Origin of the sequence: Hydrogenophaga sp., from assembly GCF_026125825.1 — a bacterium.
In the GTDB taxonomy this organism is placed as follows: domain Bacteria; phylum Pseudomonadota; class Gammaproteobacteria; order Burkholderiales; family Burkholderiaceae_C; genus Hydrogenophaga.
In genome coordinates this window covers 1-26,468 of sequence record NZ_JAHCKK010000025.1, presented here as the reverse complement: position 1 = coordinate 26,468, position 26,468 = coordinate 1, and the positions used below count along the sequence as shown (strand labels likewise).

The following is a 26,468-nucleotide window of genomic DNA, read 5'->3' as shown; positions in this document are numbered from 1 at the left end:
TGTGGGGAGTATACCCGCCCGGGGTATCAGATCAGCGTGACACCGGTCTTGGACTGGATGAACTCGCGCGTGACGCCAGGGGCCATCTCCACCAGCTTGAGGCCTTGCGGCATCACATCCATCACGCCCAGGTCGGTGATGATGCGATCGACCACGCCCACACCGGTCAGCGGCAGGGTGCAGGCTGGAATGATCTTCAGGTCCTCGCTGCCGTCCTTCTTTTTCGCCACGTGCTCCATGAGGACGATCACGCGCTTGACGCCGGCCACGAGGTCCATCGCGCCGCCCATGCCCTTGACCATCTTGCCCGGGATCATCCAGTTGGCCAGGTCGCCCTTCTCGCTGACCTGCATCGCGCCCAGGATGGAGAGGTTGATCTTGCCGCCGCGGATCATCGCGAAGCTGTCGTGGCTGCCGAAGATGCTAGAGCCAGGCAGGGTGGTCACGGTCTGCTTGCCGGCATTGATCAGATCGGCGTCAACCTGGTCTTCGGTCGGGAACGGGCCGATGCCCAGCATGCCGTTCTCGCTCTGCAGCCAGACTTCCTTGGTGCCGGTGTGGTTGGCCACCAGCGTCGGGATGCCGATGCCCAGGTTCACGTAGAAACCGTCTTCGAGTTCTTGCGCCGCGCGCGCGGCCATTTGGTCTTGGGTCCAGGGCATGATCAGGCTCCAGCTTTCTCGGTGATGGTGCGCTTCTCGATGCGCTTCTCGGGGTTGGCGTTGTGCACGATGCGGTGCACATAGATGCCGGGCAGGTGCACCTGATCGGGGTCGATCGCGCCGGTCTCGACGATCTCCTCGACCTCGACCACGCAGATCTTGCCGGCCATGGCCGCGGCGGGGTTGAAGTTGCGCGCCGTCAGCCGGAACTGCAGGTTGCCGGACTTGTCGGCCCGGTGCGCCTTCACCAGGGCCACGTCGGGCACCAGTGCGCGCTCCATCACGTAGGTCTCGCCGTCGAACTCGCGCAGCTCCTTGCCCTCGGCCACCATGGTGCCCACACCGGTCTTGGTGAAGAAGGCCGGGATGCCCGCACCGCCAGCGCGCAGCTTCTCGGCCAGCGTGCCTTGCGGCGTGAATTCCAGTTGCAGTTCACCCGCGAGGAACTGGCGTTCGAACTCCTTGTTCTCACCGACGTAGCTCGAGATCATCTTGCTGATCTGGCGCGTCTCCAGCAGCTTGCCCAGGCCGAAGCCGTCGACGCCGGCGTTGTTGGAGATCACAGTGAGGTTCTTCACGCCACTGTCGCGCAGCGCATCGATCAGGGCCTCGGGAATGCCGCAAAGACCGAAGCCTCCCACGGCGAGCAACTGGCCATCGGCCACGATGCCTTTGAGCGCGGCGTCCGCGTTCGGAAAAATCTTGTTCACGTCGGTGTCTCCTGGGTTGAACCGTGCAAGCCGCTACGATACTACGTAACCACATACGTAGTATTTCGTAAAGCCTAACCCGCACCTGAGCGACGCCCCATGGAGATCGACTACCGTCTCGCCTTCGACCTGGCCCCCGTGGGCCTGGCCTTGTCCCGGCAGCGCATCATGGTGGATTGCAACCAGGTGCTGTGCGACATGTTCGGCGCGACACGCGAACAGCTCGTGGGCCAGAGTTTCCAGCTCCTTTATCCCAGCGCCGACGAGTACGAACGGATCGGCGAACGCATGGCGCCGCTGCTCGGCCGCAGCGGCACTTACTCAGACAACCGCATCATGAAGCGGGTGGGGGGTCAATGGCAGGGCGAGACCTTCTGGTGCCATGTGACGGGTCGCGCACTCAACCGCGATGCGCCGCACGCGGCCGGCATCTGGAGCTTTGAAGACCTCAGCTCCACCCGCACCGTGAAGGCGGAGCTCACCCCGCGCGAGCGCGAGGTGGCGGCCTTTCTCATGGACGGCATGACCAGCAAGCAGATCGGCAAGGCGCTGGACATCAGCCACCGCACGGTCGAAATCTACCGCGCGCGGCTCATGCGCAAGTACCAGGCCCACAGCACACCGGACCTGATGCAGCGCCTGCTGGCCGGCTAGCGTGTCGGCGGCACAGCGAGGCGCGCCGGTCCGTCACTGCGGCTGGAAGCCACTGTCCTGGATGATCTTCGCCCACACCTTGCCGTAGGCCTGTTCGCGAGCGCCCAGCTGCTCGCCGGTCATGAAGCCCACGGTCAGGCCCATGGCGGTGAGCTTCTCGCGCACGTCAGGCTGTGCGATCGCCTTCTGCACCGCCTGGGCCAGTCGGTCCAGGGCGGCCTTGGGCGTACCGGCCGGCGCGAACAGGCCGTAGTACGGCACATCCTCGAAGCCTTTCAGACCGAGTTCGGAGAAGGTCGGCACCTCGGGCATGGCAGCCTGGCGCTGCGAGCCCATCACGGCCACCACGCGCAGCTTGCCCGCCTTGTGGTTTTCGATGAAGTCGGGAATGGAGGCCACGCCGGCCGGGATCTGGTTGCCCAGCATGTCCGACATCATGGGCGCGCTGCCGCGATAAGGTGCGGCGACGAGGTCCAGGCCGTTGCGCTTGGCAATCACCTGCACCAGGAACTGCGGCACCGAGGCCGGCGCGGGAATGCCGACCGTCCCCTTGCCGCCTGCGGCCTTCACGCCATCCACATAGGCCTTGAACGATTGCGCGGGCGTGCCGTTGGAGACCGCGAACGCATTGACGAAGGTGGCAAAGCCAGCGACCGGCACGAAGTCCTTGGCCGAGTCGTAGCCCGGATTCTTGGTCACCATGGGCAGGATGGTGATGCTGTGGTCATGGCTGAGAAACAGCGTGTGGCCGTCGGCCGGCGCGGCTTTGAGCGCCTGCGCGGCCAGCTGCCCGCCCGCGCCGGGTTTGTTGTCCACCACCACCGGGTTGCCGAGGTCCTGCTGCAGGCGCTCGCCCAGGATGCGGGCGATCGCGTCGGTGCCGCCGCCGGGCGGGAAACCCACCAGGATGCGGGTGGTGGATTGCGCCTGGGCCAGGCCGAGGGTGCAGACCAGGCCGGTGGCCAGCAAGGCGCGGCGGACCAGCGAGAGACGGAAAGCGGTCATGACGGGACTCCGTAAGGAAGGGTGAAGAAACCCCGATCGTAGCGCCGCGCCGGCCCTCAAGCCTTCTCGCCGTCCACCACGCTGGCGGCGGTGCGAAAAGCCTCCACCGCCGTCGGCACGCCGCAGTACACGGCCGCGTGCAGCAACACCTCTTGCAATTCGGCGGGCGTCACGCCGTTGTTCAGCGCGCCGCGCACGTGGCCCTTGAGCTCGTGCTGCTTGCCCAGGGCCGTGAGCATGGCCACGGTGATGAGGCTGCGGGTCTTCAGGTCCAGCCCCTCGCGCTGCCAGACGTCTCCCCAGGCCTTGCGCGTGATGTGCTGCTGGATGGGCTCGGTGAAAGCCGTCATGTCACCGAACGCCTTGTCCACGAAGGCATCGCCCATGACCTGCCGGCGCATGGCCAGGCCGTTGTCGAACTCGGGATCGCTGGGTGGTGTCATGGGACCTCCGGAGGAAGAAGAAAACAAAGGGACGCGGAAACCATACCGCAACTGGAACTAGCGCACGAAAGCCCGCCTTTTTCGATCTCAAGATGGTTTGCACGCTGTCGATAGAGCCCAAGAGCAATTTTTATAGCAACAGCTCCCAACTCCGTGCGATCCATGCGATCGCTTGAAACAAGCAACCGCCTTTGACCCCCTCCGGGCCCGCCTGCGGCCCGGCCGACCTCCTTCATGAATCGCATCTACACCACCATCTGGAACCACGCCATCAACGCCTGGACTGTCGTGAGCGAAGTCGCCAGCACGCGCGGCAAGCGCGGCGCCTCGCGCGTGGCCGGCGCCCTGCTGCTCGCTCCCCTGGCCGCCGCAGCCGGCGACCTGCCCACCGGCGGCACCGTCACCGCCGGCCAGGGCAGCCTGCAGCAGGTCGGCAACGTGCTCACCATCCAGCAGGGCAGCGACAAGCTGGCCATCGACTGGAACAGCTTTTCCATCGGCCAGGGTCACAGCGTCAACTTCGTGCAACCCGGCGCCGCCTCGGTCGCGCTCAACCGCGTGCTTGGCCCCGATGTGTCGGTCATCCAGGGCGCGCTCAACGCCAATGGCCAGGTGTTCCTGGTCAACCCCAATGGCGTGCTGTTCTCGCCCACTGCGCAGGTGAGTGTGGGCTCGCTGTTGGCCTCCACCCTGAACATCACCACCGAAGACTTCCTCGCCGGCCGCTACCACTTCAGTGGCGACAGCACCGCCGCCATCGTGAACCAGGGCCAGATCTCGGCCGCCTCGGGCGGCCACGTCGCGCTGGTCGCGGCGCGCATCGTCAACGACGGCCAGCTCTCCGCCGATCGCGGCAGCGTGGTGCTCGCCGCCGGCAGCACCGTGCGACTCGATCTGGGCGGCCCGGTGCAGGTCGAGGTCGATGGCGGCGCGTTGGGCGCGCTGGTCGACAACGGCGGTGCGATCCGCGCCAACGGCGGCACCGTGCTGATGACCGCGCGCGCCGTCGACAGCCTCACCGCCACCGTGATCAACAGCAGCGGCCTGATCGAGGCGCGCTCGCTCGGCGTTGGCGCCGACGGCGTGGTGAGCCTGGTGGCCGAACAGGGCGGTGTGCAGGTCGCCGGCCGCATCGATGTGTCCTCGCCGCAAGGCCAGGGCGGCAAGGCCCTCGTCACCGGCGACACCGTCACCATCGCCGACGGCGGGGTGATCGACGCCACCGGCGCCACCGGTGGCGGCCAGATTTACGTGGGCGGCAGCTGGCAGGGCAAGGACGGCAGCATCAAGCAGGCGACGCGCACCACCGTGCAGGCCGGCGCCCTGCTCGACGCCTCCGCCACGCAGAATGGCCACGGCGGCACCGTGGTCGCCTGGTCCGACATCAAGAAGAACGACAGCCGCACCGAGGTCGCAGGCGTGCTCAAGGCGCGCGGCGGCGCGCAAGGCGGTAACGGCGGCCGCATCGAAACCAGCGGCGCCACGCTCTCGGTGAGCCGCGCGGCCGATGCCGCCGCGCCCAAGGGCAACGGCGGCCTGTGGCTGATCGATCCGACCAACGTCACCATCGCCGCCGGTGCTGGCGCGATCGGCGGCACCAACGTGGGCCTCGACAACATCGAAGCCGCGCTCGCGGGCGGCACCAACGTCAGCATCCAGGCCGACGACACCATCACCTGGACCAGCGACTACACCAACACCGGCGGCAGCAGCCGCTCGCTGATCCTCAGCGCGGACCAGCTCGTTCTGCAGGGCAACATCGGCTCCACCTCGGACCTGAGCTTCATCTTCAACGGCGACGTCAAGCTCGACGGCCACATCACCATCGCCAGCCAGGGCGGCGAGATCTACTTCGCCAAGTACGTGGACTCGGCCACCGCGGGCGCGGGCAACGCCAGCCGCCTCACGCTGACCAACACCGGTACCGGCAGCGTCGTCTTCGGCGACCAGGTGGGCGGCACGAACCCGCTGGATTCGCTGTACGTCACCACCGCGCCCACCGGCGCCACGCACATCAACGGCGGCATCGTGCGCACCTTCGGCGAGCAGGTGTACGACTCGCCCGTGGTGCTGGGCGCGGCCGAGTTCCTGAACGCCGGCTTCGAGAACGGCACCACCGGCTGGAGCATCCACGACCAGCGCGTCTACATGAACGGCGGCTCCACCGTGCGCGGCTACCTCACGCCGACCGACCCGAGCGGCCCCAACCCCTCCACCGGCGAAAACGTCAACTCCTCCGGCACCTTCACCTCCGGTGTCACCAACAACGGTGCAGGCGGCACCCAGGGCCTGCAGCTCAGCAGCAACCAGGGCTGCGTCACCGGCTATTGCATCGTGCGCGGCGGCTACGTCACCAGCGACAGCACCATCGCGCTGGCCAAGGGCGACGTGGTCAGCTTCCAATGGAACGCGGCCGGCAGCTCGGACGCCTACGACGTGTTCGGCTACCTGCTCAATGTGAAGACCGGCGAAACCCAGGTGATCCTCAACGCCACCGGCGCCAACGCCTCCTCGAGCACCGGCTGGCTGACCGCCAGCACCACCGTGAACACCGCCGGCACCTACGCCTTCGTCTTCGTCTCAGGCAGTTGGGACGCCACCGGCGGCCAGGCGCTGGGCGCGACGCTGACGCTGGACAACATCGCCACCACGTCGCTGCTCAACGGCAAAACGCTGGAAGGCAGCTCGCTGAGCTTCCTCCAGGGTCTGAACGCGGCCGACAACAAGCTCACGCTCAAGGCCGATGACATCAGCTTCGGCGGCACGGTAAGCGGCACCGGCCAGATCGGTTTCGAGGCCCTCAACCCCAGCCACGACATCCAAGTCGGTGGCGGCGCGGGCACGCCGGGCGACGGCGTGCTCAACGTCTCCTCGGCCACCCTGGCCTCGCTGGCCGATGGCTTCTCCTCCATCAACATCGGCGGCGCAGCCATGCAGGGCAACATCACCGTCGTGACCGACACCCGCCTGCAGGACAGCGTGGCACTCGACGCCGGCACCGGCCACATCCGGCTCGACGCCGTGCTCGGCTCCACCGACATGGTGACGCTGCAGACCGATGGCGGCACCGTGACCCAGGCCAGCAACGCCGCGCTCGAAGCCGGCACGCTCGCGCTGGTCGGCCACGGCGGCCAGTTCACGCTGGGCCACGCCGGCAACACCGTGGGCACGCTGGTGGCTGCCACGCAAGACGTGCATCTGGTCAACAGCGGCGCGCTCACCATTGGCAGCGCCACGCTGGCCGACGGCACGGTGCTCAACGGTGTCGACAACACCGGCCTGGTGAACGTGAGCACCGTCGCCGGCGACCTCGCGCTCGACAAGAGCGTGACGACCAGCAGCACCGCCAGCAACGCCATCGTGCTCAACGCCGGCGCCAGCCAGTCGGCCGGCCAGGCTGCGGGCGGCAACGTGACCGTGGGCTCGGGCGCGACCGTGAGCACTGGCGCGGGTGGCCGCGCGGTGATCTACACCGGCAGCGTGGCCGGCAGCACCGGCGTGACGAACACCGTGGGCAGCGGCTCGGGCGCCTTCCGCTACAACAGCGACGAAAGCACCAGCAACTTCACCAAGGCCCTGGGCAACAGCGGAGTGCACTCGGTCTACCGCGAACAACCCGTGCTCACGGTGAGCACCAACGCGTCGACCAGGCTCGAAGCAGAAACCTCCGGTGTCAACGGCTTCGACGGCGGCGGCGCCGACGGCTACGACGTGCAAGGCCTGCTCAACGGCGACACCAAGGCCATGCTCGGTGATCCGCGCTACACCACCGACGCGGCCGGCCCGGGCAAACACGCCATCCGGATCTCGCTGCTCAACGAGCTGGGCTACGCCGTGGTCAACAGCTCGGAGAACGCCGAGGTCGAGGTCACCCTGCCCTTCAACCCGTCCTCGGTGACCGACAGCATCCAGCGCCCCAGCCTCGTGGCGGCGCCGGTGCACGTGCCGCAAGTCAACGATCCGGCCTCCGCGCCCGATGCCACCGGCGGCCTGCAGCTGGTGCAACTGGCGACCGAGGGCGACGCCGCCACGGGTGCCGGCACCCAGAGCGCCAGCGCGGCAGATGCCACGCCGCAAGACTGCGCCGCCAGCGGCTGGACCGGCAGCGGCTGCAATGCGTCCGCCCAGGTCCTCGTGCGCGGCAGCGGCCTGCGCCTGCCCAGCGGCGGCCACTGACGCTCAAACCGCACCGCTCTTTTTGATCGCTCCCGCCAGGGCTCACGGCCCTGGCGCGGGCATCCACGAACGACTCCCCCTCTCATGCACAAGAAACTTCGCCTTTCGCCACTCACGCTGGCCCTCTCTGCGCTCGCCCTGAGCAGCGCCTCTTCCGTCCTGGCCCAACAGGCCCCCGATGCCGGCCGCATCCTGCAGGACCTGCAGTTGCCCCAACAAGTGCTGCCCGAATCGCTGAACCTGCAGCTCGACGCGCCCCCGGTGGACAGCGCCGGCCGCGACGAAGGTCCCGCAGTCGCGCTCAAGACCGTTCGCATCCACGGCGCCAGCCGCATCGAAACCGCTCGGCTGCAGGCCCTGATGGCCCCCGCCGTCGGCCGCAGCCACACCCTGGCCAGCCTGCGCGGCCTGGCGGACCAAATCACGCGCTTCTACCGCGAGCAGGGTTACCCCTTCGCCCGCGCCTACGTGCCCGCCCAGCGCATGGCCGATGGCGAGCTGACCATCGAAGTCATCGAAGGCCGCTACGGGCAGGTGAACGCCACCTCGCAGGACACCGCCCTCGCCACCGAAGCCGGGCGCTTCCTCGGCAACCTGCGCAGCGGTGACGTGATCGCCATGGAAGCACTCGAACGCTCGGTGCTGGTGCTGTCCGATCTGCCGGGCATCCGCGTGCGCCCGGTGGTGCGCCCTGGCCAGGCCGTGGGCACGGGCGACCTCGCCGTCGAAGTCGAACGCACCAAGGCCGTGGAAGGCCGCGTCTCGGTCGACAACCACGGCAACCGCTATTCGGGCCAGCACCGCGTGCTGGTCGAAGGCGCCTGGAACAACCCGTTCGGCTTCGGCGACCGGCTCAACGCGGCCGTGATGGCCACCGACGAAGACCTGTTCTTCGGCAACCTCGCCTACTCGCGCGCCCTGGGCACCAGCGGCCTGCGCGGCGACGTCGGCTACGCGGTGTCCGACTACAGCCTCGGCGGCGAGTTCAGCAGCCTGCAGGCATCCGGCACCGCCCGCGTGACCAGCGTGGGCGTGAGCTACCCGCTGGTGCGCAGCAACCGCGCCAACCTGTTGCTCACCGCCCAGGCTCAGCACAAGACCATGGTGGACGAATACCGCGCCACCCTCACGCGCAACGAAAAAACCAGCAACGTGCTGCCGGTCGCGATGCAATTCGACCTGCGCGACGCGCTGCTCGGCGGCGGCATCACCTACGGCTCGCTGGGCTGGACGCACGGCAGCGTCTCGCTCAAGGGCGACGTGCAGCGCCTGCTCGACCGCCTCACCGCGAGGACCAACGGCTCGTTCAACAAGGTCAACCTCGACCTCACCCGCCTGCAGGCCCTGCCGGGCGGCTGGACGCTCTCGGCCCGCGTGGCGGCGCAGTGGGCCGGCAAGAACCTCGACTCGTCGGAAGACTTTGTGCTCGGTGGCGCCAGCGGCGTGCGCGCCTATCCGCGCGGCGAAGGCGCGGGCGATGAAGGCGTGCTCGGCCAGGTGGAACTGCGCTACGGCCAGGGCGCGGTCGTGCCCTACGCCTTCTGGGATGCCGGCCAGAGCACGCTCAACCGCCGCCCCTGGGCCGTGGGCGACAACCACCGAAGCCTCGCCGGCGGCGGCGTGGGCGTGCGCGCCCAGCACGGCAACTGGTCGGTGGACGGCGCGGTGGCTTGGCGACACGCCGGCGGCCCGGCGCAATCGGACAGCCAGCAGCGCAACCCACGCGTCTGGGTCACGGGGGCCTACCGCTTCTGAGGCCTCTCGGGGCGGGGCGGTACGATGGCCGGACAAACCACCACACGGAGACCCGCATGAGCCGCTACCCCGCCCCCGACATCAACGATCTGCCCGAGGACATCAAGGCCAAGGTGCTCGAAGTGCAGGAAAAGGCGGGCTTCGTCCCCAACGTGTTCCTCGCACTCGCCCGCCGGCCTGCCGAGTGGCGGGCCTTCTTCGCGTACCACGACGCCCTGATGCTCAAGGAAGAGGGTTCGCTCACCAAGGGCGACCGCGAAATGATCGTCACCACCACCAGCGCGGCCAACCAGTGCCTGTACTGCGTGGTGGCGCATGGCGCCATCCTGCGCATCTACGAGAAGAAACCGCTGGTGGCCGATCAGGTCGCGGTGAACTACCGCAAAGCCGACATCACGCCGCGCCAGAAAGCCATGCTGGACTTCGCCATGAAGGTCTGCCAGCGCTCGCACGAAATCAACGACGACGACTTCGCCCCCCTGCATGCCCACGGCTTCTCCGACGAAGACATCTGGGACATCGCGGCCATCACCGCGTTCTTCGGCCTGTCCAATCGCCTGGCGAGCTTCAGCAACATGCAGCCCAACCCCGAGTTCTACCTGATGGGCCGCGTGCCCAAGGCCAAGCCTCAGAAGGACTGAGCGGGACGACCGCCAAATCGGACAAGGCTTACAGCACTTCTTGTCGAGGCGCGATTCAATCGACATCGCAGCACAACAACACAAGGAGTGTTTCCATGCCCATCAAGCCATCCATCCAGCGCGCCTTTCTTCTGACCGCCGTCCTTGCCCTGGGCACCGGGGCCGCTTATGCAGAAGACATCAAGGGGCGCATCACCGCCATCGACACCACCGCGAAGACCTTCACCGTCAACAGCGAAACCATCTACGTGACGGACAAGACCGACTACGAAAACGACTACAAGCGTTTCGAGGATTTGCGCCAGGGCCACTACGTGGAAGTGGACATTGATCGCCGAGACGGTCGTCTGTACGCCGACGACGTCGAGTACAAGAAAGACGCCCGCGAAAACAAGCAGTAAACGACCGCGCCTCGTTCAGCTCCCGATGCGCAGCAGCTTGCCGCTGCCGCCATCGGTGAGCAGATAGAGCCGGCCGTCGGGGCCCTGGCGCACATCGCGGATGCGCTCGTTGCGGTTGGCCAGCAGGCGCTCGCGCCCCACCACGCGGGTGCCATCGAGTTGAAGCCGCCACAGGGCCGTGCCAGCCAGCGCGCCCACGAACAGGCTCCGGTTCCAGTTCGCGGGGAAGTTGCCGGTGAAAAAAGCCATGCCGCTGGGCGCGATGGAGGACTTCTGCCCTCCCGTCCACTCGCTGCCGTCGATGGTTTCCCAGTACGCCACCGGCTGCTCCATGCCCGCTTTGGCCGTGCCCTCGCCCACCGGCTGCGTCGTCCCATACTCCTGCCCATAACTGATGATGGGCCAGCCGTAGTTGCGCCCGGCCTGTGTGAGGTTGACCTCGTCGCCGCCCTGCGGGCCGTGCTCGCTCGTCCAAAGTGCGCCGGTGTCCGGGTGCAGCGCCGCCCCTTGCGGGTTGCGGTGGCCATAGCTCCAGATGCCGGCCTGTGCGCCTGCGAGCACCGGATTGCCCGGCGCCGCTGCGCCCGAGGTGGTGATGCGAACCACCTTGCCATTGCCTCGGCTCAGGTCCTGCGCGTGGCCGCGCTGGTCGTTGCTCTGTCGATCACCCAGCGTCACGAACAGATGGCCCTCGCGATCAAACACCAGGCGCGAACCGAAATGCCCCTCACTCGCGACCTTGGGCAACTGCCGGTAGATCACCTGCAGATTCACCAGCGCCATCGCCCCCGTGTCGAGCTCGGCGCGCGCCACCGCCGTGCCGTTGCGCGTGGCGTCCAGGCTGTCGGCCTCCGAGAAGCTGAAATAAATGCGCCGGTTGCTGCCGAAGGCCGGGTCCAGCACCACGTCGAGCAGACCGCCCTGCCCGCCGGTATCCAGGGCGGGCAGGCCGCTGATGAGGTTGAACGACTGCGCGTTCGCGGCGTACAGGCGCAGGCTGCCCGTGCGCCCGGTGATCAGCATGCGGCCGTCGGGCAGGAAGGCCAGGCTCCAGGGGTTGGGCAGGTTGGTGGCGAGTTCGCTGACCGCCACCGGCCCGGTCGTGGGCACGAAGCCGGGGCTGCTGGGCGCCGTCGGCTCCTCATCGCCGCCCCCTCCGCCGCACGACAGCAGCAGCCCGATCGAAAGGGCTCCACCGATGAAAGCAGCGAGCTGGCGCATGGGCCCATGCTAGACACGGGCGTGATGCCCGTGTGCAAGCATTTGTGTGTGCGCCAGCGCACACACGATCAAGTCAGGTGGGCGCGCAGCCAGTCCGGAAGCGGGGCCGATTTCTTGAGCGGGAAGTTCACCCACACCGTGGTCGCGCCACCGGCGGCGTACACGGTCTCGGGGTCGTCGCTGCGCGACAGCGTGCACCAGCTCTCGAAACTGCTCCGGCCCACGTCGCTCACGTACATGGTGGCGATCACGTCGCCGGGGTACTCCAGCTGACGGTAGAAGTTGCAGAACGCGTTGGCAATCACCGGCCCCTCACCACCCGGGTCGGGCGGGCAGCCGATGGAGCGCATCCATTCAATGCGGATGATCTCCAGGTAGCGGAAGTAGATCGTGTTGTTCACGTGATTCATGCCGTCCATGTCGCCCCAGCGGATGGGGATGGTCATGCTGAACACGCGCTTCTTCTGTTCGGGGAGTTCGAGTTTCATGGGGTGGTGGTCGTCGTCAACGGTGCGCCTTGATCGACGCGAGGATACCGAGCACGAACAGCACGCAGGCCGCCCATTGCAGGACAGCGGGCCATTGTGCGCTCCAGGCGAAGGTGTAGATCAGCCCGAAGACGGTCTCGCTCACGATGAGCTGGCCCGCCAGGCTCGGGCTCAGGCGGCGGCTGGCCATGTTCCAGAGCACGGAAGCGATCCACGCCGAGCCGATGCCGGTGACCGCGCAGACGATCAGGAACATGCCGAACCCCGGGCGCGCCGCCAGGGTCTGCACCTCGGTCCCCGCCACCGCCCAGATGCCCAGGGCGCCCAGGCCCGCCGCCACGCCCAGCCAGTTGGCCCACGCCGTGGAGTTCACCCCCGGGTGCTGGCGCAGCCAGCGCGCGTTCAACAGGCCGAACGCGGTCCAGGACGCCATGGCGAGCACGGCATAGAAGATGCCGACCCAGAGACGGGGGCCACCGCCCGCCTCGCCACCGCCGTGCGCCGTCACCCGCATCATCAGCGCCAGGCCCGCCAGGGTCAGCAACAGCCCGGGCACCAGCGCGCGCCAGCGCAGGCCCTGCGGCTTGCCCAGCAGCATGATCCAGATCGGGATGGTGCCGATGATCAACACCGGCAGCGCCGCACCCGCCGCCTGGATGGCCAGCACCAGCAGCAGGTAGTAGCCGGTGTAGCCCAGCAGGCTCAGCCAGAGCGCGGCGCCAGCCTGGCGCCAGGTGGGCCGCTGCGCCTCGCCGCGCAGCCCGGCCCAGGCCAGCAGCAGCAGCGACAGCAGGCCACAAGCCAGGAAACGGCCCACCGTCAGATCGATCGAGCTGAAACCCGGCGTGAGCAAGGGCGCGAGAAAGGCCGTGCCCCAGAACGCGCCCGCGCCCAGCCCGGCCAGAATGCCGGCCACCATGCCCGGCGGCCAGCCCGAAGGCCGGCGCAGAACGGCTGTATTCATCTCAAAGAAGGAAGGATGCCGACGGGGCACGGCGCGGCGCGCCACCGGCATGGCCGGGCCGCAGGTCTCGCCGAGGCGGGGTGATGCCGCAGGCGGCGCGGTGGGCGTCCATTCACGCGCCGGAGCCGTCGTCGGCGGCGATCACGGCGCCATTGACGAAATGGCTTTCGCTCGAGCACAGCATGACCAGCAACGCATCCAGGTCGGCCGGTGTGCCGACGCGCTTGCGCGGCAGCATGCTGATGAGCTTCTGGCCCTGCTCGGTCTGCCAGTGGTGGTGGTTGATCTCGGTGTCGATGTAGCCCGGGCAGATCGCGTTCACGTTGATGCCGAAGCGGCCCCACTCAACCGCCATCGCCTTGGTCATCTGCACCACGGCCGCCTTGCTCATGCAATACACGCCGATCTGCGGCAGCACCTTGAGCCCCGCCATGGACGCGATGTTGACGATGCGCCCGCCCACATACGTGCCCGGTGCCGCGCCATTGGCCCGCGCCAGCATGCGCCTGCCCACTTCCTGCGCCACGAAGAACGCGCCCTTGGTGTTGGTGTCGAAGATGAAGTCGTAGTCCTCCTCGGTGACATCCTGCAGCCGCTGCGTGGTGCTCACGCCCGAGTTGTTGACGAGGATGTCGATCGCGCCCACCTCGGTCTCGGCATGCGCCACGGCGGCCTTGATCGACGCTGTGTCCGTCACATCCATCGCCACCACGTGCGCGTCGCCGCCGGCCGCTTCGATGTGGGCGCGCAGCGCCATGAGGCGGTCGGTGCGGCGGCTGGCCAACACCACGGCCGCGCCCGCGCGCGCCAGCGTCTTGGCGAACTGTTCACCAAGCCCACCGGACGCCCCGGTGATCAGGGCCACGCGGCCCGACAAATCCAGGCTGTAAGCCATGAGAGAACCTCCTCGGAATGGATGGGATTTCGCGGGCACTGGTGCACCGCCCGGGCCGACGAGGCCCCGTCCGACAGGATTGTGCCCCCTGGGCCACTAAAATCGGTCCCGACCACGACACCGGCATGACTCCATGCATTGCCGTCATGAAAATCCCCGGGCTTCCGGCCCGACAGAGCGAGACCTGCACATGACCCCCGAAGAAATCCTCAGCACCTACGGCCCGCGCGAAGCCATGGAGTACGACGTGGTCGTGGTCGGTGGCGGCCCCGGCGGCCTGGCCACCGCCATCCGGCTCAAGCAGATCGCCGCTGAAAAGGGCGGCGAAATCAACGTCTGCGTGCTCGAAAAGGGCTCGGAGCCAGGCGCGCACATCCTCAGCGGCGCGGTGATGGACCCCAAGGCCCTCAACGAGCTGCTGCCCAACTGGAAAGCCGACGGCGCGCCGCTCAACCAGCCCGTGACCGACGACAAACTGCTCTGGCTGACCGAAAAAGGCGCCATCGACACGCCGAAATTCCTGATCCCCAACAACTTCCACAACGAAGGCAACTACGTCGTCGGCCTGGGCAACGTGGTCAAGTGGATGGCCCAGCAGGCCGAGAACCTCGGCGTTGAAATCTTCCCCGGCTTCGCGGCCGCCGAGGTGCTCTACAACGACGACGGCTCCGTCAAGGGCGTGGCCACTGGCAACCTGGGCGTGGGCAAGGACGGCGAGCCGACCGACAACTTCCAGCTCGGCATGGAACTGCACGCCAAGTACACCGTGTTCGCCGAAGGCTCGCGCGGCCACCTGGGCAAGCGGCTGATCGCCAAGTTCCACCTCGACGAAGGCAAGGACCCGCAGGCCTACGCCATCGGCGTCAAGGAACTCTGGGAAATCGATCCTGCCCGCCACCAGCCCGGCCTGGTGATCCACACCGCCGGCTGGCCCATGAAGGACGACACCTACGGCGGCGGCTTCATGTACCACCTGGAAGACAACAAGGTCACGCTGGGCCTGGTCACCGGCCTGAACTACAGCAACCCCTGGCTCAGCCCGTTCGAGGAAATGCAGCGCTGGAAGACGCACCCCCGCATCCGTGCCTTCCTCGAAGGCGGCAAACGCATCAGCTATGGCGCGCGCGCCATCACCACCGGCGGTCTCATGAGCCTGCCGCAGACCACATTTCCTGGCGGCGCCCTGGTGGGTTGCGACGCGGGCTACCTCAATGGCGCCCGCATCAAGGGCAGCCACGCGGCCATCAAGAGCGGCATGCTCTGTGCCGAGGCCGCCTTCGAGGCCGTCCAGGCCGGCCGCCAGCACGACGAACTCAAGGCCTACCCGGTCGCCTTCAGCAAGAGCTGGCTGCGCGAAGAGCTGGACGCCTCGCGCAATTTCAAGTCCTGGTTCAAGTACGGCAACATCGTCGGCGGCCTCATGGTCGGCATCGAACACTGGCTGCTGCCGCGCCTGGGCTTCAAGGCGCCCCCGTGGTCGCTGCACCGCGAGAAGGCCGACCACCTCTACCTCAAGCCAGCCGCCGAGTGCGAGCAGATCGTCTACCCCAAGCCCGACGGCAAGCTCACCTTCGACCGCCTGGGCAGCGTCTTCGTCAGCAACACCAACCACGAAGAACACCAGCCGGCCCACCTCACGCTCAAAGACGCAAGCGTGCCGGTCAGGATCAACCTGGCCAAGTACGCCGGCCCAGAAGCCCGCTACTGCCCGGCGGGGGTGTACGAATTCGTGAAGAATCCTGACAACACCGACCGCCTGCAGATCAACGCGCAGAACTGCGTGCACTGCAAGACCTGCGACATCAAGGACCCGACGCAGAACATCGTCTGGGTCACGCCCGAAGGCGGCGGCGGACCGAACTACGCCGGCATGTGAACTGGGTCACCTTTTCCGGACAAGCCGCCCTCGGGCGGCTTTTTCTTGCCCGGCGTTCACCGAGGCGTCACATGGGCTGTCCAAAGTGCAGGCTCCGTGTCCGACGCCGAGATGCCATGCTGAACAAAACCCAGAAGGGCCGGGCCGAGCTGCAACCCGGGCAACGCCGCCTCGCCCAGCGCGAGCGCGCCTTGCTGCTGCTGGCCGACGGCCGCAAACCCGATGCCGAACTGTTTGCCCTGTTCGATGGCCAGGGTCCCGCGCTCGCGGCCGACCTTGTCGCGCGCGGCTACCTGGTCGACGAGCAACCCGCCGCCCCTCCCGCCGCCGCGCTCGCGGTCTCGGCCGACGCCTTCTCCGGCCCGCGCTCGCTCGCCAGCGCACGCATGTTCCTCTTCGATCTGAGCGAGCGCATGTTTGCCCCGCGCGACAAGGCCATGGCTCAGCGCTACCGCGACGCCCTGCGCGAAGCCCGCGACGTGCGGGCGATGCTGGCCGTTAGCCGCGCCATGATGGCCGACGTGGAGCGCCTGGCCGGCAGCGAGCGCGCCGATGGCATCGGCATGCGGCTGGCCCGGCTGCTGCCGGAATCGGCCCTGGAAACGCCTTGAAACACCAGCCCGCCCGGCGCCGTGCGATACACTCGCCGGGTCAGGAGAGAAGCCGGTCCGGTCCCCGGAGCAGGCTCGCCGAAGGCGCAGGCGGCACCGCATCCCGGGTGCCCTGAACGCTCAGGCAAAAGGACTGGCAAACACGGGCCGCGAGGCCGGTGTACCCCCCTGGAGAGAGGCCGTTCCTCGAAGCGGCCCACCGAAGGAGCAAGCGCGGCATCGCCCGCGTGAATCTCTCAGGTAAAGCGGACAGTGGGGCAGCGCACGGATGAACCGTGTTTCGCCCCGCCGGGGCCTGCCCTCTTTCCTGAAAGCCTCTCCCGTGCCAGCTGCCGCCGCTCCGCTTCTCCAGACCCCTCTGCACAAGCTCCACGTCGAACTGGGCGCCCGCATGGTGCCCTTTGCCGGCTACGACATGCCGGTGCAGTACCCCACCGGCCTCATGGCCGAACACCACCACACGCGCAAGGCCGCCGGCCTGTTCGACGTCTCGCACATGGGCCAGCTGCGCCTGGTCGGAGCCGACGCCCCGGCCGCCTTCGAAACGCTCATGCCGGTGGATGTGATCGACCTCGGCGTGGGCAAACAGCGCTACGGCCTGCTGCTCAACGAGGCGGGCGGCATCATTGACGACCTGATGTTCGTCAACCGCGGGCACGACCTTTTCGTCATCGTCAACGGCGCCTGCAAGGCCGGCGACATCGCGCACATCCAGGCGCGCATCGGCTCGCGATGCGAGGTCATCCCGCTGCCCGACCGTGCCCTGCTCGCCCTGCAGGGCCCGCTGGCGGTCAATGTGCTGCAGCGCCTCGTGCCCGGGGTCGAGAAACTCGTCTTCATGACCGGCTCGCCCTTCCAATGGCATGGCGCCGACCTCTTCGTCACCCGCAGTGGCTACACGGGCGAAGACGGCTTTGAAATCTCCTTGCCAGGCGAGCGCGCCGACCAGTTCGTGCGCACCGTGCTGGCCCAGCCGGAAGTGATGCCCATCGGCCTGGGCGCTCGCAACTCGCTGCGCCTCGAGGCCGGCCTGTGCCTCTACGGCAACGACATCGACACCACCACCACCCCCGTGGAGGCCGGGCTCAACTGGGCCATGCAGAAGGTGCGGCGCACCGGCGGCGCGCGCGCAGGCGGCTTTCCCGGCGCGGCGCACGTGCTCGCGCAGCTCGATGGCAGCGCACCCCTGGCGCGCAAGCGCGTGGGCCTGATCGCCCAGGAGTGGGTGCCTGTGCGCGAGAACGTCGAGTTGCAGAACGCCCAAGGCGAAGTGATCGGCAAGACCTCCAGCGGCCTCATCGGCCCCAGTGCCAACAAGCCCATCGCCATCGGCTACGTCACCCCCGAACACGCCGCCCTGGGCACGCCCGTGGTGGCCATGGTGCGCGGCAAGCCCGTGCCCATGGAAGTCAGCGCCATGCCCTTCGTGCCCAACCGATACTTCCGCGGCTGATCGCCCTTTTCGTTTTCATTCTTTTCCAGGAGCAATTCCATGACCACCAAGTACACCGAAGACCACGAATGGATCACCGTTGACGGCGGCATCGCCACCGTCGGCATCACCGTGCACGCACAAGACGCGCTGGGCGACGTGGTCTTCGTCGACCTGCCCGAAGTCGGCAAGACCTTCGCGCAGAAGGATGTGGCTGGCGTGGTCGAGTCCGTGAAGGCTGCAGCCGACGTGTACATGCCCATCAGCGGCGAAATCACCGAAGTCAACGAAGCCCTGCGCGCCGACCCGTCGTTGGCCAACACCGATCCGCTCAAGGCAGGCTGGTTCTTCAAGGTCAAGCTCTCCGACCCGGCCCAGGTCGACGCCCTGCTCGACGAAACCGCGTACAACGCCTTCGCGGCGCAGTAAACGACACATCTCCGCATTCTTTTGAGGCCTGCCATGCTGATGCCGTCTGTCAAACCCCTCGGTGAACTCGAAAACCCGTCTGAATTCGTGGCTCGCCACATCGGCATCGGTCCGGCCGACGAAAGCCACATGCTCTCGGTCATCGGCGAGGCTTCGCGCCGCGCGCTGATCGACGGCATCGTGCCGCGCAGCATCGCGCGCAGCCAGGGCATGCAGCTGCCGCCGGCCGTCACCGAGGCCGCGGCGCTGGCCGAGCTCAAAGCGCTGGCGCAAAAGAACAAGGTGTTCAAGAGCTTCATCGGCCAGGGCTACCACGGCACGCTCACGCCTGGCGTGATCCTGCGCAACGTGCTGGAGAACCCCGCCTGGTACACCGCCTACACGCCCTACCAGGCCGAGATCTCGCAAGGCCGCATGGAGGCCCTGGTCAACTTCCAGACCATGGTGAGCGACCTCACCGGCATGGCCATCGCCAACGCCTCCATGCTCGACGAAGCCACCGCCGCCGCCGAGGCCATGACGCTGGCCAAACGCTCGGTGAAAAACAAAGGCAGCACCTTCGTCGTCTCGGGGCACGTGCACCCGCAGATCATCGAAGTGGTGCAGACGCGTGCCAAGCCCCTGGGCATCTCGGTGAAGATCGCGATGTCGGGCGAGGAATGGGACGCGATGCTGTCGGACGGCGATTACTTCGCCGCCTTCACCCAATACCCTGCTTCCAGCGGCTGGCTGCATGACTGGACGAAGGACGCCGAGCATGTGCACGCCAAGCAGGCCGCCTTCATCGTCGCTGCCGACCTGCTCGCCCTCGCCCTGCTCAAGCCCCCGGGCGAAATGGGTGCGGACATCGTGGTCGGCACCACGCAGCGCTTCGGCATGCCCATGGGCGCGGGCGGCCCGCACGCCGGCTACATGGCCTGCCGCGACGAATTCAAGCGATCGCTGCCCGGCCGCCTGGTCGGCGTGAGCGTGGACGTGCACGGCCAGCCTGCCTACCGGCTTGCACTGCAGACGCGCGAACAACACATCCGCCGCGAGAAAGCCACCAGCAACATCTGCACCGCGCAGGTGCTGCCGGCCGTGGTCGCCAGCATGTACGCCGTGTACCACGGCCCCCAGGGCCTCAAGCGCATCGCCAACCGCGTGGCCGCCTACACCGCCATCCTGGCCAGCGGCCTGGAGCAACTCGGCTACCGCGACACCCATCACGGCGACCGGGGCGTGTTCGACACCCTGGCCCTGCACACCCGCGAGCAGACCGACGCCATCATGGCCCGTGCCGTGGCCCAGGGTGCCAACCTGCGCAAGGCCTGGGGCGACTATCTCCTCATCTCGCTCGACGAGACCACCACGCGCGACGACATCGCCCTGCTCTGGAAGGTGTTCGCCAGGGAGGGCCAGGCCCTGCCCGTCTTCGACACCTTTGAAAAAGGGGTGGAACCGCTCATCCCCGCCGAGCTGCGCCGCACCAGCGATTTCCTCACGCACCCGGTGTTCAACACGCACCACAGCGAAACCGGCATGCTGCGCTACATCCGCGCGCTGTCCGACAAAGACCTTGCGCTGGACCGCAGCATGATCCCGCTGGGCTCCTGCACCATGAAGCTCAACGCCACCAGCGAGATGATCCCCATCACCTGGCCCGAGTTCGCCAACGTGCACCCCTTTGCCCCGGCCGACCAGCTGCAAGGCTACAAGCTGCTGGACGAACAGCTGCGCGCCTGGCTCTGCCAGGCCACCGGCTACGCCGGCATCAGCCTGCAGCCCAACGCCGGCTCGCAGGGCGAATACGCCGGGCTGCTGGTCATCCAGGCCTACCACGCCTCGCGCGGGGAGAGCCACCGCAACATCTGCCTCATTCCCAGCAGCGCGCACGGCACCAACCCGGCCAGCGCGCAGATGGTGGGCATGCAGGTGGTCGTCACCAAGTGCGACGACAACGGCAACGTGGACCTGGCCGATCTGAAAGCGAAGTGCGAGCAGCACAGCGCCAACCTGGCCGCGGTGATGATCACTTACCCCAGCACCCACGGCGTGTTCGAGACCACGGTGAAAGAACTCTGCGCGCTGGTGCACCAGCACGGCGGTCGCGTGTACGTGGACGGCGCTAACATGAATGCCCTGGTGGGCGTGGCCGCGCCCGGCGAGTTCGGCGGCGACGTGAGCCACCTCAACCTGCACAAGACCTTCTGCATCCCGCACGGCGGTGGCGGCCCCGGCGTGGGCCCGGTCTGCGTGGTGGAAGACCTCGTGCCCTTCCTGCCCGGCCATGCGGCCGGCGGCCTGCCGGTCAATGGCGTGGGCGCCATCAGTGCCGCGCCGCTGGGCAACGCGGCCGTGCTGCCGATCAGCTGGATGTACATCCGCATGATGGGCGCGGAAGGCCTGCAGCACGCCACCGAAGCCGCCATCCTCGCGGCCAACTACATCAGCAAGCGCCTGGCGCCGCACTACCCCACGCTGTACGCGAGTGCCAACGGTCACGTGGCGCACGAGTGCATCCTGGACCTTCGCCCGCTCAAGGACACCAGCGGCGTGATGGCCGAAGACGTGGCCAAGCGCCTGATGGACTATGGCTTCCACGCGCCCACGCTGTCGTTCCCGGTGGCCAACACCCTCATGGTGGAACCCACCGAAAGTGAAACGCTGGACGAACTGGACCGCTTCATCGAGGCCATGATCGCCATCCGCGAAGAGATCCGGCAAGTGGAAAACGGCGTCTGGCCGCAGGACGACAACCCGCTGAAGAACGCGCCGCACACCGCGCCCAGCCTCATGAAGACCGACTGGCCGCACCCCTATGAACGCGACGTGGGCGCCGCCAGCGTCTCCACCCGGGCGCACGCCAAGTACTGGCCGCCTGTGGGCCGCGTGGACAACGTGTATGGGGATCGCAACCTGTTCTGCAGCTGCGTTCCCTTGTCTGACTACGCTTAATGACGTCCTGATTCCTCGCCGACAGGGTGGGCGAGGTCGGGTGGTCCGGTCATGCTGGCGCCGGCCGCTCGCGGGTGTCTGCCGGAGCGCACAGAGATCGCTTCATCAACACCGCGCGGGCGCACCCGCTCTTGTGGCAACCGCGAATGGGGCCAGCGCCCTCATGCCCGGACCACCCGCCCCACCACAAGAGCAGGCTCGCAAAGGTGGCGCGCCTACCCGTCCTGCAGGACGGTGGCGGCGTCCGAATGCGCAGGCCTCCATTCGCGGTTGCCACAGAGGCGGCGCGACAACAACGGTGTTGACGAGGCAATCGCTGAGCGCACGGGCAGTCGCCCGCGAGCAAGGCCGGAGCAATCGGATCCCGCCACCGGCCTGACGCGAGGTAGGTGCCTGCCACAACCGAAGACCGAAGCACCACAAACCCTGGGCAAAACGAAAAACGGCCCCAAGCCTTAACATCGTCGCCACGCCCGGAAAAGCCATGACCACCCACGCCCCGCGCGTGCTGAGCCTCATCCCCCCGATGACCCAGCTCAACACGCCCTACCCCTCCACCGCCTACATCACCGGCTTCCTGCGCTCGCGCGGCGTCGACGCCGTGCAGGCCGACCTCGCCCTGGCGCTGGTGCTCAAGCTTTTCACCCCCGCCGGCCTCGAAGCCGTGCGCGGCCGCGCCCTGGCCCAGCCCGAAGCCCAGCGCAGCGCCAGCGTGCACGCCTTCCTCGACCAGTTCGACCGATACCGAGGCACCATCGGCCCCGTCATCGCCTTCCTGCAAGGCCGCGACGCCACCCTGGCCCACCGCATCGCCGCGCGAGAACTCCTGCCCGAAGGCCCCCGCTTCAGCGCCTTGGAGGTGTACGTGGACGCAGCCCTCGGCGAAGAAGGCGGCGACCCCCTGGCCTGGGCCTTCGGCGCCCTCGGCGTGCAAGACAAGGCCCGCCACATCGCCACCCTGTACCTCAACGACCTGGCCGATGTGCTGCGCGATGCCGTGGACGAACGCTTTGCCTTCGTGCGCTACGCCGAATCGCTCGCCAGCAGCCAGCCCAGCTTCGAGCCCATGGCCGCCGCGCTTGCCGCGCCCTTCACCCTGGTCGACGAGGTGCTGCACACCCTCACCCTCGCCACCTTGCAGCAACACAAGCCCGACGTGGTGCTGCTCTCCGTGCCCTTCCCCGGCGCGCTCTACGCTGCGCTGCGCATCGCGCAGACCATCAAGGGCCAGAACCCTCACATCACCATTGCCCTGGGCGGTGGATTCGTCAACACCGAGTTGCGCGAGCTCGCCGAGCCCCGCCTGTTTGACTTGGTCGACTACGTCACCCTCGACGCCGGCGAACGCCCCCTGCTCGCGCTGCTGGAGTTCCTCGACCGCAAGCGCTCCCGGCAGCGGCTGGTGCGCACCTTCGTGCGCGAAGCCCATGAAGACGGTGCCGCCACGGTGAAGTACATCAACTTCATCGAACCCGATGTGCCGTTTGAAGACGTGGGCACCCCCACCTGGGACGGCCTGCCGCTGGAGCGCTACCTGAGCCTGCTCGACATGCTCAATCCCATGCACCGCCTGTGGAGCGACGGTCGCTGGAACAAGCTCACCGTGGCCCACGGCTGCTACTGGAAGAAGTGCAGCTTCTGCGACGTGAGCCTGGACTACATCAGCCGCTACGAAACCGCGTCTGCATCCACCCTGGCCGACCGCATCGAAGCCATCGTCAACGAGACCGGCCAGACCGGCTTCCACTTCGTCGACGAAGCCGCGCCCCCCAAGGCCCTCAAGGCCCTGGCCGACGAGTTGCTGCGCCGGCAACTGCCCGTCTCCTGGTGGGGCAACATCCGCTTCGAAAAAACCTTCACCCCCGAGCTGTGCCAACAGCTCGCCGACAGCGGCTGCATCGCCATGAGCGGCGGGCTCGAAGTGGCCAGCGACCGGCTGCTCACCCTCATGAAGAAGGGCGTGTCCGTCGAACAGGTCGCGCGCGTCACCAAGGGCTTTTCAGACGCGGGCATCTTGGTGCATGCCTACCTCATGTACGGTTTTCCCACGCAGACCGTGCAGGACACGGTGGACTCGCTCGAGTACGTGCGCCAGCTCTTCGAGAACGGCTGCATCCAGAGCGGCTTCTTCCACCGCTTCTCATGCACCGTGCACTCCCCCGTGGGCCTGGACCCGGCGGCCTATGGCATCGAGCTCGTGCCCCTGCCCGAGGTGACCTTTGCCAAGAACGACATCGGCTTCATCGATCCCACCGGCGTGGACCACGACGCGCTGGGCATCGGCCTGCGCAAGGCCATTTACAACTACATGCACGGCATCGGGCTGGATGAGGATGTGCGGGCCTGGTTCAGCCACCTGCACGAGCCCGCGCCCAGGACGCGGGTGAAGCGGCATTTCATCCAGCGGGCGCTGGACCGCCCGGAAAGGGCTTGATGGCGACGGCCTCGTGCGGGGCCTACCAGCGCAACCAACGCCACCCGGCCAGTGCACCCAGCAGGGCGCACGCCGCCATGCCCAGCACGTACCAGACGGCCAGAAAAGGCGCCTGCATCTCTGGGCAATGCAGGGCGTACACCGAAGCACCCGCGGCCCCCGCCAGCCAGCCCGCCGCGGCACCCGTCAGCGCGGGTCGGGTGGGCGCCAGTCCGCGCAGAGCCCAGAACAGGGCGAGCCCCACCGGCAAGGCCGTGGCCATCACATTGAAGACGCAGTAGCGCCAGGTATCGCCCAGCACCAGGGCCACCCGCGCGCCGGGAGCCGCCTGCACCAGCACCAGCGCGGCCCAGGCCCACAGCAGCGCCACGGGCAGCCACAGCCCCCACGCCCATGCGCGCACGCGCGCGCCCGGGTGCGCCAGCCGGAACACGACCGCCAACCCACTGGCCGCCACCGCCAGCGGCATCGCCAGCTTGAACCCGAACGCCGGCGTGGCCCAGACGACGCGCAGGTCGCTGCGCACGCCGTACTTCAAATGGACCCAGGCCAGGGCCAGCAGCAACCCCATGCCCAGCGCGAGGGCGAAGCGGCGCTCACCCACATGCCGGGGCACAGGCGCGGCACCGGTGGCCAGCAGCGTCATCAGATCGTCGGTTTTCATGCTTGTCCTTTCCATTGGCGCGCCAGCGCCTTGATGCCCCTGTGCACACCCACCTTGACGGCGGACTCGCTCATGCCCGTGAGCCGGGCCGCCTCGGCGACCGACAGGCCTTCGAGCTTGGTGTGCTGGATGGGCAAGCGCTGGTGGTCTGGCAACTGCTCCAGCAAGCGACCCAGGTCGCGCCGCGCCTCGCCCTCCTCGCTGTCGGACCGCGCAAACACCTCCAGCTCGTCGTCCAGCGGATCGTTGAACGCCTCATGCCGGGCGCGCCGTCGCCACAGATCCACCAGCTTGTAGCGAGCCAGTGCATGCACCCAGGCCGTCAGTGGCTCGCCGCGGCGATAGGTCTGGCGCTGGGCGTGCACGGCCATCAAGGTCTCCTGCACCAGGTCTTCCACCTCGTCGGGCAACTGCTGCAGACGGCGGCGGAAATAGCCGCGCAGCAACGAGGCCAGGCGCTGCAGGAAACGGTGGTAGGCGGCGCCATCGCCGTCCAGCCCCGCCACAAAGAGTCCGTGCAATTCGTTTTCAGTCGCGGTCACGTCAGCTATTCGTGTCATGGCGCGCCAAAGTTACATCAAGGCCGAAAAAAATAAAACGCGCGATGCTTCGTCGGACCTGTAACCCACGAACAGGCTGGGACGAAATAGCCACCGGAAGCGCCGGCTGGTCGGCGCGGCCACCCACCCCAAGGAGCCTCTCATGAACACCTCGCAACTGACCCTGACCCTGGCCACGCTGGCCGCCCTCACCACCGGCGCCGCGCTCGCGCAGTCCACCATGCCAGACGCCAAGAGCGCCGCTGGCGCCAAGGAACGCTGCTACGGCGTGGCGATGGCCGGCAAGAACGACTGCGCCGCCGGCCCCGGCACCACCTGCGCCGGCACCTCCAAGATGGACTACCAAGCCAACGCCTGGAAGTATGTGCCCGCCGGCACCTGCGTGGGCATCAAGACGCCCAGCGGCATGGGCTCGCTGCAACCCGTCAAAGGCTGAGCCGCCCATGGACCTGAGCGCAGGCCTCGGCCTCAAGCCTGAGCATTTCGATGCGGCCTGCGGCTCCCGGGCGGCCGGCCTGTGGTTTGAGGTGCACGCCGAAAATCACCTGGTGGCCGGCGGCCCGCGCCTGGCGTGGCTGGAGGCCGTGCGCGCGCACCACCCGGTGTCGCTGCATGGCGTCTCGCTCTCGCTGGCCGGTCAAGGGCCACCCGACCGAGCCCACCTGTCGCAGCTCGCGGCCCTGGTGCGCAGGCTGCAGCCAGCGCTCGTGTCCGAACACCTCGCCTGGAGCAGGCTGGGGCCCCACTACGCCCCCGACCTGCTGCCGTTCGTGCGCACCCACGAAGCGCTGCAGCACACCGCCGCCAACATCGAGCGCGTGCAGGATGCCCTGGGCTGCCGCATCGCAATCGAAAACCCGTCGCACTACCTGCACCTCACAGGCCACGACTGGGACGAGCCCGACTTTCTGCAACAGCTGGTGCGGCGCACCGGCTGCGGCCTGCTGGTGGACCTGAACAACCTGTTCGTTTCGGCGCACAACATCGGCACCGACCCGCTCGACGCGCTGGACCGCCTGCCGGCCGATGCCGTGATGGAAGTCCACCTCGCGGGCCACCACGAGGACCCGGCGCTGGGCTCGGGTCTGCTCATCGATGGCCACGACGCGCCCGTGGCCGAACCGGTGTGGCGGCTCCACGAACACCTCATCGAGCGCATCGGCCCCCGGCCCACGCTCATCGAGCGCGACGGCAACCTGCCCGCCTTCGAGGTGCTGATGGCCGAACGCGACCGCGCGCATGCCCAACTCAGCCGAGCGCGCGAGGTGGTGGCATGAACCACGCCGACTTTCAGACCGCTTTCTGGCGCGACCTGTGGTCCGCCGATGAACCCACTTCATCCGCGCTGGCGCGCCAACCCGGCTTCGCGGTCTACCGAAACACCGTGCTCAAGGCCTGCGTGGACACGCTGCTCGCGCTGTACCCGGCCGTGCGGCGGCGGACCGGCGACGACAGGCGGGCCGCAGCGGCGCGGGCGCATGCGCGCGACCACCCCCCGCAGGCCGGGGGC

General features: G+C 67.8%; 24 protein-coding genes and 2 riboswitches. Of the genes, 14 read left to right on the top strand and 10 right to left on the bottom strand.

Annotation, left to right across the window (positions count from 1 at the left end; translation table 11 throughout):
* Positions 1–26: 26 nt before the first annotated feature.
* Together KIT86_RS10750 and KIT86_RS10745 are read right to left on the bottom strand one after the other, a co-directional pair.
* The gene (locus tag KIT86_RS10750) at positions 27–662 is read right to left on the bottom strand and encodes a 3-oxoacid CoA-transferase subunit B (protein WP_297398130.1); all 636 of its coding nucleotides are present in this window, start codon (positions 660–662) and stop codon (positions 27–29) included.
* A gap of 2 nt (positions 663–664) precedes the next feature.
* Positions 665–1,372 (bottom strand): CoA transferase subunit A, encoded by a 708-nt coding sequence (locus tag KIT86_RS10745; RefSeq protein ID WP_297398127.1) that lies wholly within the window; start codon positions 1,370–1,372, stop codon positions 665–667.
* Positions 1,373–1,471: 99 nt separating this feature from the next.
* Between KIT86_RS10745 and KIT86_RS10740 the strand changes: the two genes are divergently transcribed.
* Positions 1,472–2,026 carry a PAS and helix-turn-helix domain-containing protein gene (locus tag KIT86_RS10740; protein WP_297398125.1) on the top strand — a complete coding sequence of 185 codons (555 nt, stop codon included), beginning with the start codon at positions 1,472–1,474 and terminating at the stop codon, positions 2,024–2,026.
* Between the two features lie 33 nt (positions 2,027–2,059).
* Here the strand turns inward: KIT86_RS10740 and KIT86_RS10735 are convergent, their stop codons facing one another.
* Both KIT86_RS10735 and pcaC read right to left on the bottom strand, forming a co-directional pair.
* On the bottom strand, positions 2,060–3,031 hold the full coding sequence (locus tag KIT86_RS10735) for a Bug family tripartite tricarboxylate transporter substrate binding protein (protein ID WP_297398124.1): 972 nt from the start codon (positions 3,029–3,031) through the stop codon (positions 2,060–2,062).
* A 56-nt stretch (positions 3,032–3,087) separates the two neighbouring features.
* Positions 3,088–3,474: a 4-carboxymuconolactone decarboxylase gene (gene pcaC / locus KIT86_RS10730; protein WP_297398121.1), complete on the bottom strand. Its 387-nt coding sequence runs from the start codon at positions 3,472–3,474 to the stop codon at positions 3,088–3,090.
* Between the two features lie 234 nt (positions 3,475–3,708).
* Here pcaC and KIT86_RS10725 point away from each other — a divergent pair, with 234 nt between their 5' ends.
* The 4 genes from KIT86_RS10725 (at position 3,709) to KIT86_RS10710 (ending at position 10,447) form a co-directional block, all read left to right on the top strand.
* Entirely contained in the window at positions 3,709–7,650 is a 3,942-nt protein-coding gene (locus KIT86_RS10725) for a filamentous hemagglutinin N-terminal domain-containing protein (protein ID WP_297398119.1), read from the top strand.
* Positions 7,651–7,734: 84 nt separating this feature from the next.
* Positions 7,735–9,405: a ShlB/FhaC/HecB family hemolysin secretion/activation protein gene (locus KIT86_RS10720; RefSeq protein WP_297398118.1), complete on the top strand. Its 1,671-nt coding sequence runs from the start codon at positions 7,735–7,737 to the stop codon at positions 9,403–9,405.
* A gap of 56 nt (positions 9,406–9,461) precedes the next feature.
* Positions 9,462–10,046, top strand: coding sequence for a peroxidase-related enzyme (locus tag KIT86_RS10715; RefSeq protein WP_297398116.1), 585 nt, complete (start codon positions 9,462–9,464; stop codon positions 10,044–10,046).
* A 95-nt stretch (positions 10,047–10,141) separates the two neighbouring features.
* The gene (locus KIT86_RS10710) at positions 10,142–10,447 is read left to right on the top strand and encodes a DUF5666 domain-containing protein (RefSeq protein WP_297398114.1); all 306 of its coding nucleotides are present in this window, start codon (positions 10,142–10,144) and stop codon (positions 10,445–10,447) included.
* Positions 10,448–10,462: 15 nt separating this feature from the next.
* On the opposite strand, the gene KIT86_RS10705 is transcribed toward KIT86_RS10710, so the two are convergent.
* The 4 genes from KIT86_RS10705 to KIT86_RS10690 form a co-directional block, all read right to left on the bottom strand.
* Positions 10,463–11,668, bottom strand: a complete 1,206-nt coding sequence (locus KIT86_RS10705; RefSeq protein ID WP_297398113.1) for a PQQ-dependent sugar dehydrogenase — start codon at positions 11,666–11,668, stop codon at positions 10,463–10,465.
* 68 nt (positions 11,669–11,736) lie between these two features.
* The gene (locus KIT86_RS10700; protein ID WP_367185438.1) at positions 11,737–12,156 is read right to left on the bottom strand and encodes an acyl-CoA thioesterase; all 420 of its coding nucleotides are present in this window, start codon (positions 12,154–12,156) and stop codon (positions 11,737–11,739) included.
* Between the two features lie 16 nt (positions 12,157–12,172).
* Positions 12,173–13,120: a DMT family transporter gene (locus KIT86_RS10695; RefSeq protein ID WP_297398111.1), complete on the bottom strand. Its 948-nt coding sequence runs from the start codon at positions 13,118–13,120 to the stop codon at positions 12,173–12,175.
* 112 nt (positions 13,121–13,232) lie between these two features.
* Positions 13,233–14,015, bottom strand: a complete 783-nt coding sequence (locus KIT86_RS10690) for an SDR family oxidoreductase (RefSeq protein WP_297398109.1) — start codon at positions 14,013–14,015, stop codon at positions 13,233–13,235.
* A 190-nt stretch (positions 14,016–14,205) separates the two neighbouring features.
* Here KIT86_RS10690 and KIT86_RS10685 point away from each other — a divergent pair, with 190 nt between their 5' ends.
* From KIT86_RS10685 to KIT86_RS10660, 6 genes are all read left to right on the top strand, one after another.
* Complete coding sequence (locus tag KIT86_RS10685) at positions 14,206–15,891, top strand: electron transfer flavoprotein-ubiquinone oxidoreductase (RefSeq protein WP_297398107.1); 1,686 nt, start codon at positions 14,206–14,208, stop codon at positions 15,889–15,891.
* A gap of 116 nt (positions 15,892–16,007) precedes the next feature.
* Positions 16,008–16,502 (top strand): hypothetical protein, encoded by a 495-nt coding sequence (locus KIT86_RS10680; RefSeq protein WP_297398105.1) that lies wholly within the window; start codon positions 16,008–16,010, stop codon positions 16,500–16,502.
* Positions 16,503–16,533: 31 nt separating this feature from the next.
* A riboswitch (glycine riboswitch) is annotated at positions 16,534–16,648 on the top strand.
* Positions 16,649–16,660: 12 nt separating this feature from the next.
* Positions 16,661–16,765, top strand: a riboswitch (glycine riboswitch).
* 59 nt (positions 16,766–16,824) lie between these two features.
* A complete protein-coding gene (gene gcvT, locus KIT86_RS10675; protein ID WP_297398103.1) occupies positions 16,825–17,955 on the top strand; it encodes a glycine cleavage system aminomethyltransferase GcvT in 1,131 nt (376 codons plus the stop codon).
* A 39-nt stretch (positions 17,956–17,994) separates the two neighbouring features.
* A complete protein-coding gene (gene gcvH / locus KIT86_RS10670) occupies positions 17,995–18,363 on the top strand; it encodes a glycine cleavage system protein GcvH (RefSeq protein WP_297398101.1) in 369 nt (122 codons plus the stop codon).
* A 33-nt stretch (positions 18,364–18,396) separates the two neighbouring features.
* The gene (gcvP, locus tag KIT86_RS10665) at positions 18,397–21,300 is read left to right on the top strand and encodes an aminomethyl-transferring glycine dehydrogenase (protein WP_297398099.1); all 2,904 of its coding nucleotides are present in this window, start codon (positions 18,397–18,399) and stop codon (positions 21,298–21,300) included.
* Between the two features lie 484 nt (positions 21,301–21,784).
* The gene (locus tag KIT86_RS10660) at positions 21,785–23,734 is read left to right on the top strand and encodes a radical SAM protein (protein WP_297398097.1); all 1,950 of its coding nucleotides are present in this window, start codon (positions 21,785–21,787) and stop codon (positions 23,732–23,734) included.
* 22 nt (positions 23,735–23,756) lie between these two features.
* Here KIT86_RS10660 and KIT86_RS10655 read toward each other — a convergent pair whose 3' ends face one another.
* Both KIT86_RS10655 and KIT86_RS10650 read right to left on the bottom strand, forming a co-directional pair.
* Positions 23,757–24,398 (bottom strand): DUF1109 domain-containing protein, encoded by a 642-nt coding sequence (locus tag KIT86_RS10655; RefSeq protein ID WP_297398095.1) that lies wholly within the window; start codon positions 24,396–24,398, stop codon positions 23,757–23,759.
* Positions 24,395–24,958 carry a sigma-70 family RNA polymerase sigma factor gene (locus KIT86_RS10650; RefSeq protein ID WP_297398093.1) on the bottom strand — a complete coding sequence of 188 codons (564 nt, stop codon included), beginning with the start codon at positions 24,956–24,958 and terminating at the stop codon, positions 24,395–24,397. Before KIT86_RS10650 ends, KIT86_RS10655 begins: the two co-directional genes overlap by 4 nt.
* 142 nt (positions 24,959–25,100) lie before the next feature.
* Here KIT86_RS10650 and KIT86_RS10645 point away from each other — a divergent pair, with 142 nt between their 5' ends.
* From KIT86_RS10645 to KIT86_RS10635, 3 genes are all read left to right on the top strand, one after another.
* Positions 25,101–25,394, top strand: coding sequence for a DUF2282 domain-containing protein (locus KIT86_RS10645; RefSeq protein ID WP_297398091.1), 294 nt, complete (start codon positions 25,101–25,103; stop codon positions 25,392–25,394).
* A gap of 7 nt (positions 25,395–25,401) precedes the next feature.
* Positions 25,402–26,235, top strand: coding sequence for a DUF692 domain-containing protein (locus KIT86_RS10640; RefSeq protein WP_297398089.1), 834 nt, complete (start codon positions 25,402–25,404; stop codon positions 26,233–26,235).
* Positions 26,232–26,468: putative DNA-binding domain-containing protein (locus tag KIT86_RS10635; RefSeq protein ID WP_297398087.1), on the top strand; the 237-nt coding region annotated here is incomplete at its 3' end. The genes KIT86_RS10640 and KIT86_RS10635, both read left to right, overlap by 4 nt.

Bases quoted from the DNA above. Each gene is read 5' to 3' on its own strand.
- KIT86_RS10750 (WP_297398130.1), bottom strand. From the start codon at position 662: ATGCCCTGGACCCAAGACCAAATGGCCGCGCGCGCGGCGCAAGAACTC.
- KIT86_RS10740 (WP_297398125.1), top strand. From the start codon at position 1,472: ATGGAGATCGACTACCGTCTCGCCTTCGACCTGGCCCCCGTGGGCCTG.
- KIT86_RS10735 (WP_297398124.1), bottom strand. From the start codon at position 3,031: ATGACCGCTTTCCGTCTCTCGCTGGTCCGCCGCGCCTTGCTGGCCACC.
- pcaC (WP_297398121.1), bottom strand. From the start codon at position 3,474: ATGACACCACCCAGCGATCCCGAGTTCGACAACGGCCTGGCCATGCGC.
- KIT86_RS10725 (WP_297398119.1), top strand. From the start codon at position 3,709: ATGAATCGCATCTACACCACCATCTGGAACCACGCCATCAACGCCTGG.
- KIT86_RS10720 (WP_297398118.1), top strand. From the start codon at position 7,735: ATGCACAAGAAACTTCGCCTTTCGCCACTCACGCTGGCCCTCTCTGCG.
- KIT86_RS10715 (WP_297398116.1), top strand. From the start codon at position 9,462: ATGAGCCGCTACCCCGCCCCCGACATCAACGATCTGCCCGAGGACATC.
- KIT86_RS10710 (WP_297398114.1), top strand. From the start codon at position 10,142: ATGCCCATCAAGCCATCCATCCAGCGCGCCTTTCTTCTGACCGCCGTC.
- KIT86_RS10705 (WP_297398113.1), bottom strand. From the start codon at position 11,668: ATGCGCCAGCTCGCTGCTTTCATCGGTGGAGCCCTTTCGATCGGGCTG.
- KIT86_RS10700 (WP_367185438.1), bottom strand. From the start codon at position 12,156: ATGAAACTCGAACTCCCCGAACAGAAGAAGCGCGTGTTCAGCATGACC.
- KIT86_RS10695 (WP_297398111.1), bottom strand. From the start codon at position 13,120: ATGAATACAGCCGTTCTGCGCCGGCCTTCGGGCTGGCCGCCGGGCATG.
- KIT86_RS10690 (WP_297398109.1), bottom strand. From the start codon at position 14,015: ATGGCTTACAGCCTGGATTTGTCGGGCCGCGTGGCCCTGATCACCGGG.
- KIT86_RS10685 (WP_297398107.1), top strand. From the start codon at position 14,206: ATGACCCCCGAAGAAATCCTCAGCACCTACGGCCCGCGCGAAGCCATG.
- KIT86_RS10680 (WP_297398105.1), top strand. From the start codon at position 16,008: ATGCTGAACAAAACCCAGAAGGGCCGGGCCGAGCTGCAACCCGGGCAA.
- gcvH (WP_297398101.1), top strand. From the start codon at position 17,995: ATGACCACCAAGTACACCGAAGACCACGAATGGATCACCGTTGACGGC.
- gcvP (WP_297398099.1), top strand. From the start codon at position 18,397: ATGCTGATGCCGTCTGTCAAACCCCTCGGTGAACTCGAAAACCCGTCT.
- KIT86_RS10660 (WP_297398097.1), top strand. From the start codon at position 21,785: ATGACCACCCACGCCCCGCGCGTGCTGAGCCTCATCCCCCCGATGACC.
- KIT86_RS10655 (WP_297398095.1), bottom strand. From the start codon at position 24,398: ATGAAAACCGACGATCTGATGACGCTGCTGGCCACCGGTGCCGCGCCT.
- KIT86_RS10650 (WP_297398093.1), bottom strand. From the start codon at position 24,958: ATGACACGAATAGCTGACGTGACCGCGACTGAAAACGAATTGCACGGA.
- KIT86_RS10645 (WP_297398091.1), top strand. From the start codon at position 25,101: ATGAACACCTCGCAACTGACCCTGACCCTGGCCACGCTGGCCGCCCTC.
- KIT86_RS10640 (WP_297398089.1), top strand. From the start codon at position 25,402: ATGGACCTGAGCGCAGGCCTCGGCCTCAAGCCTGAGCATTTCGATGCG.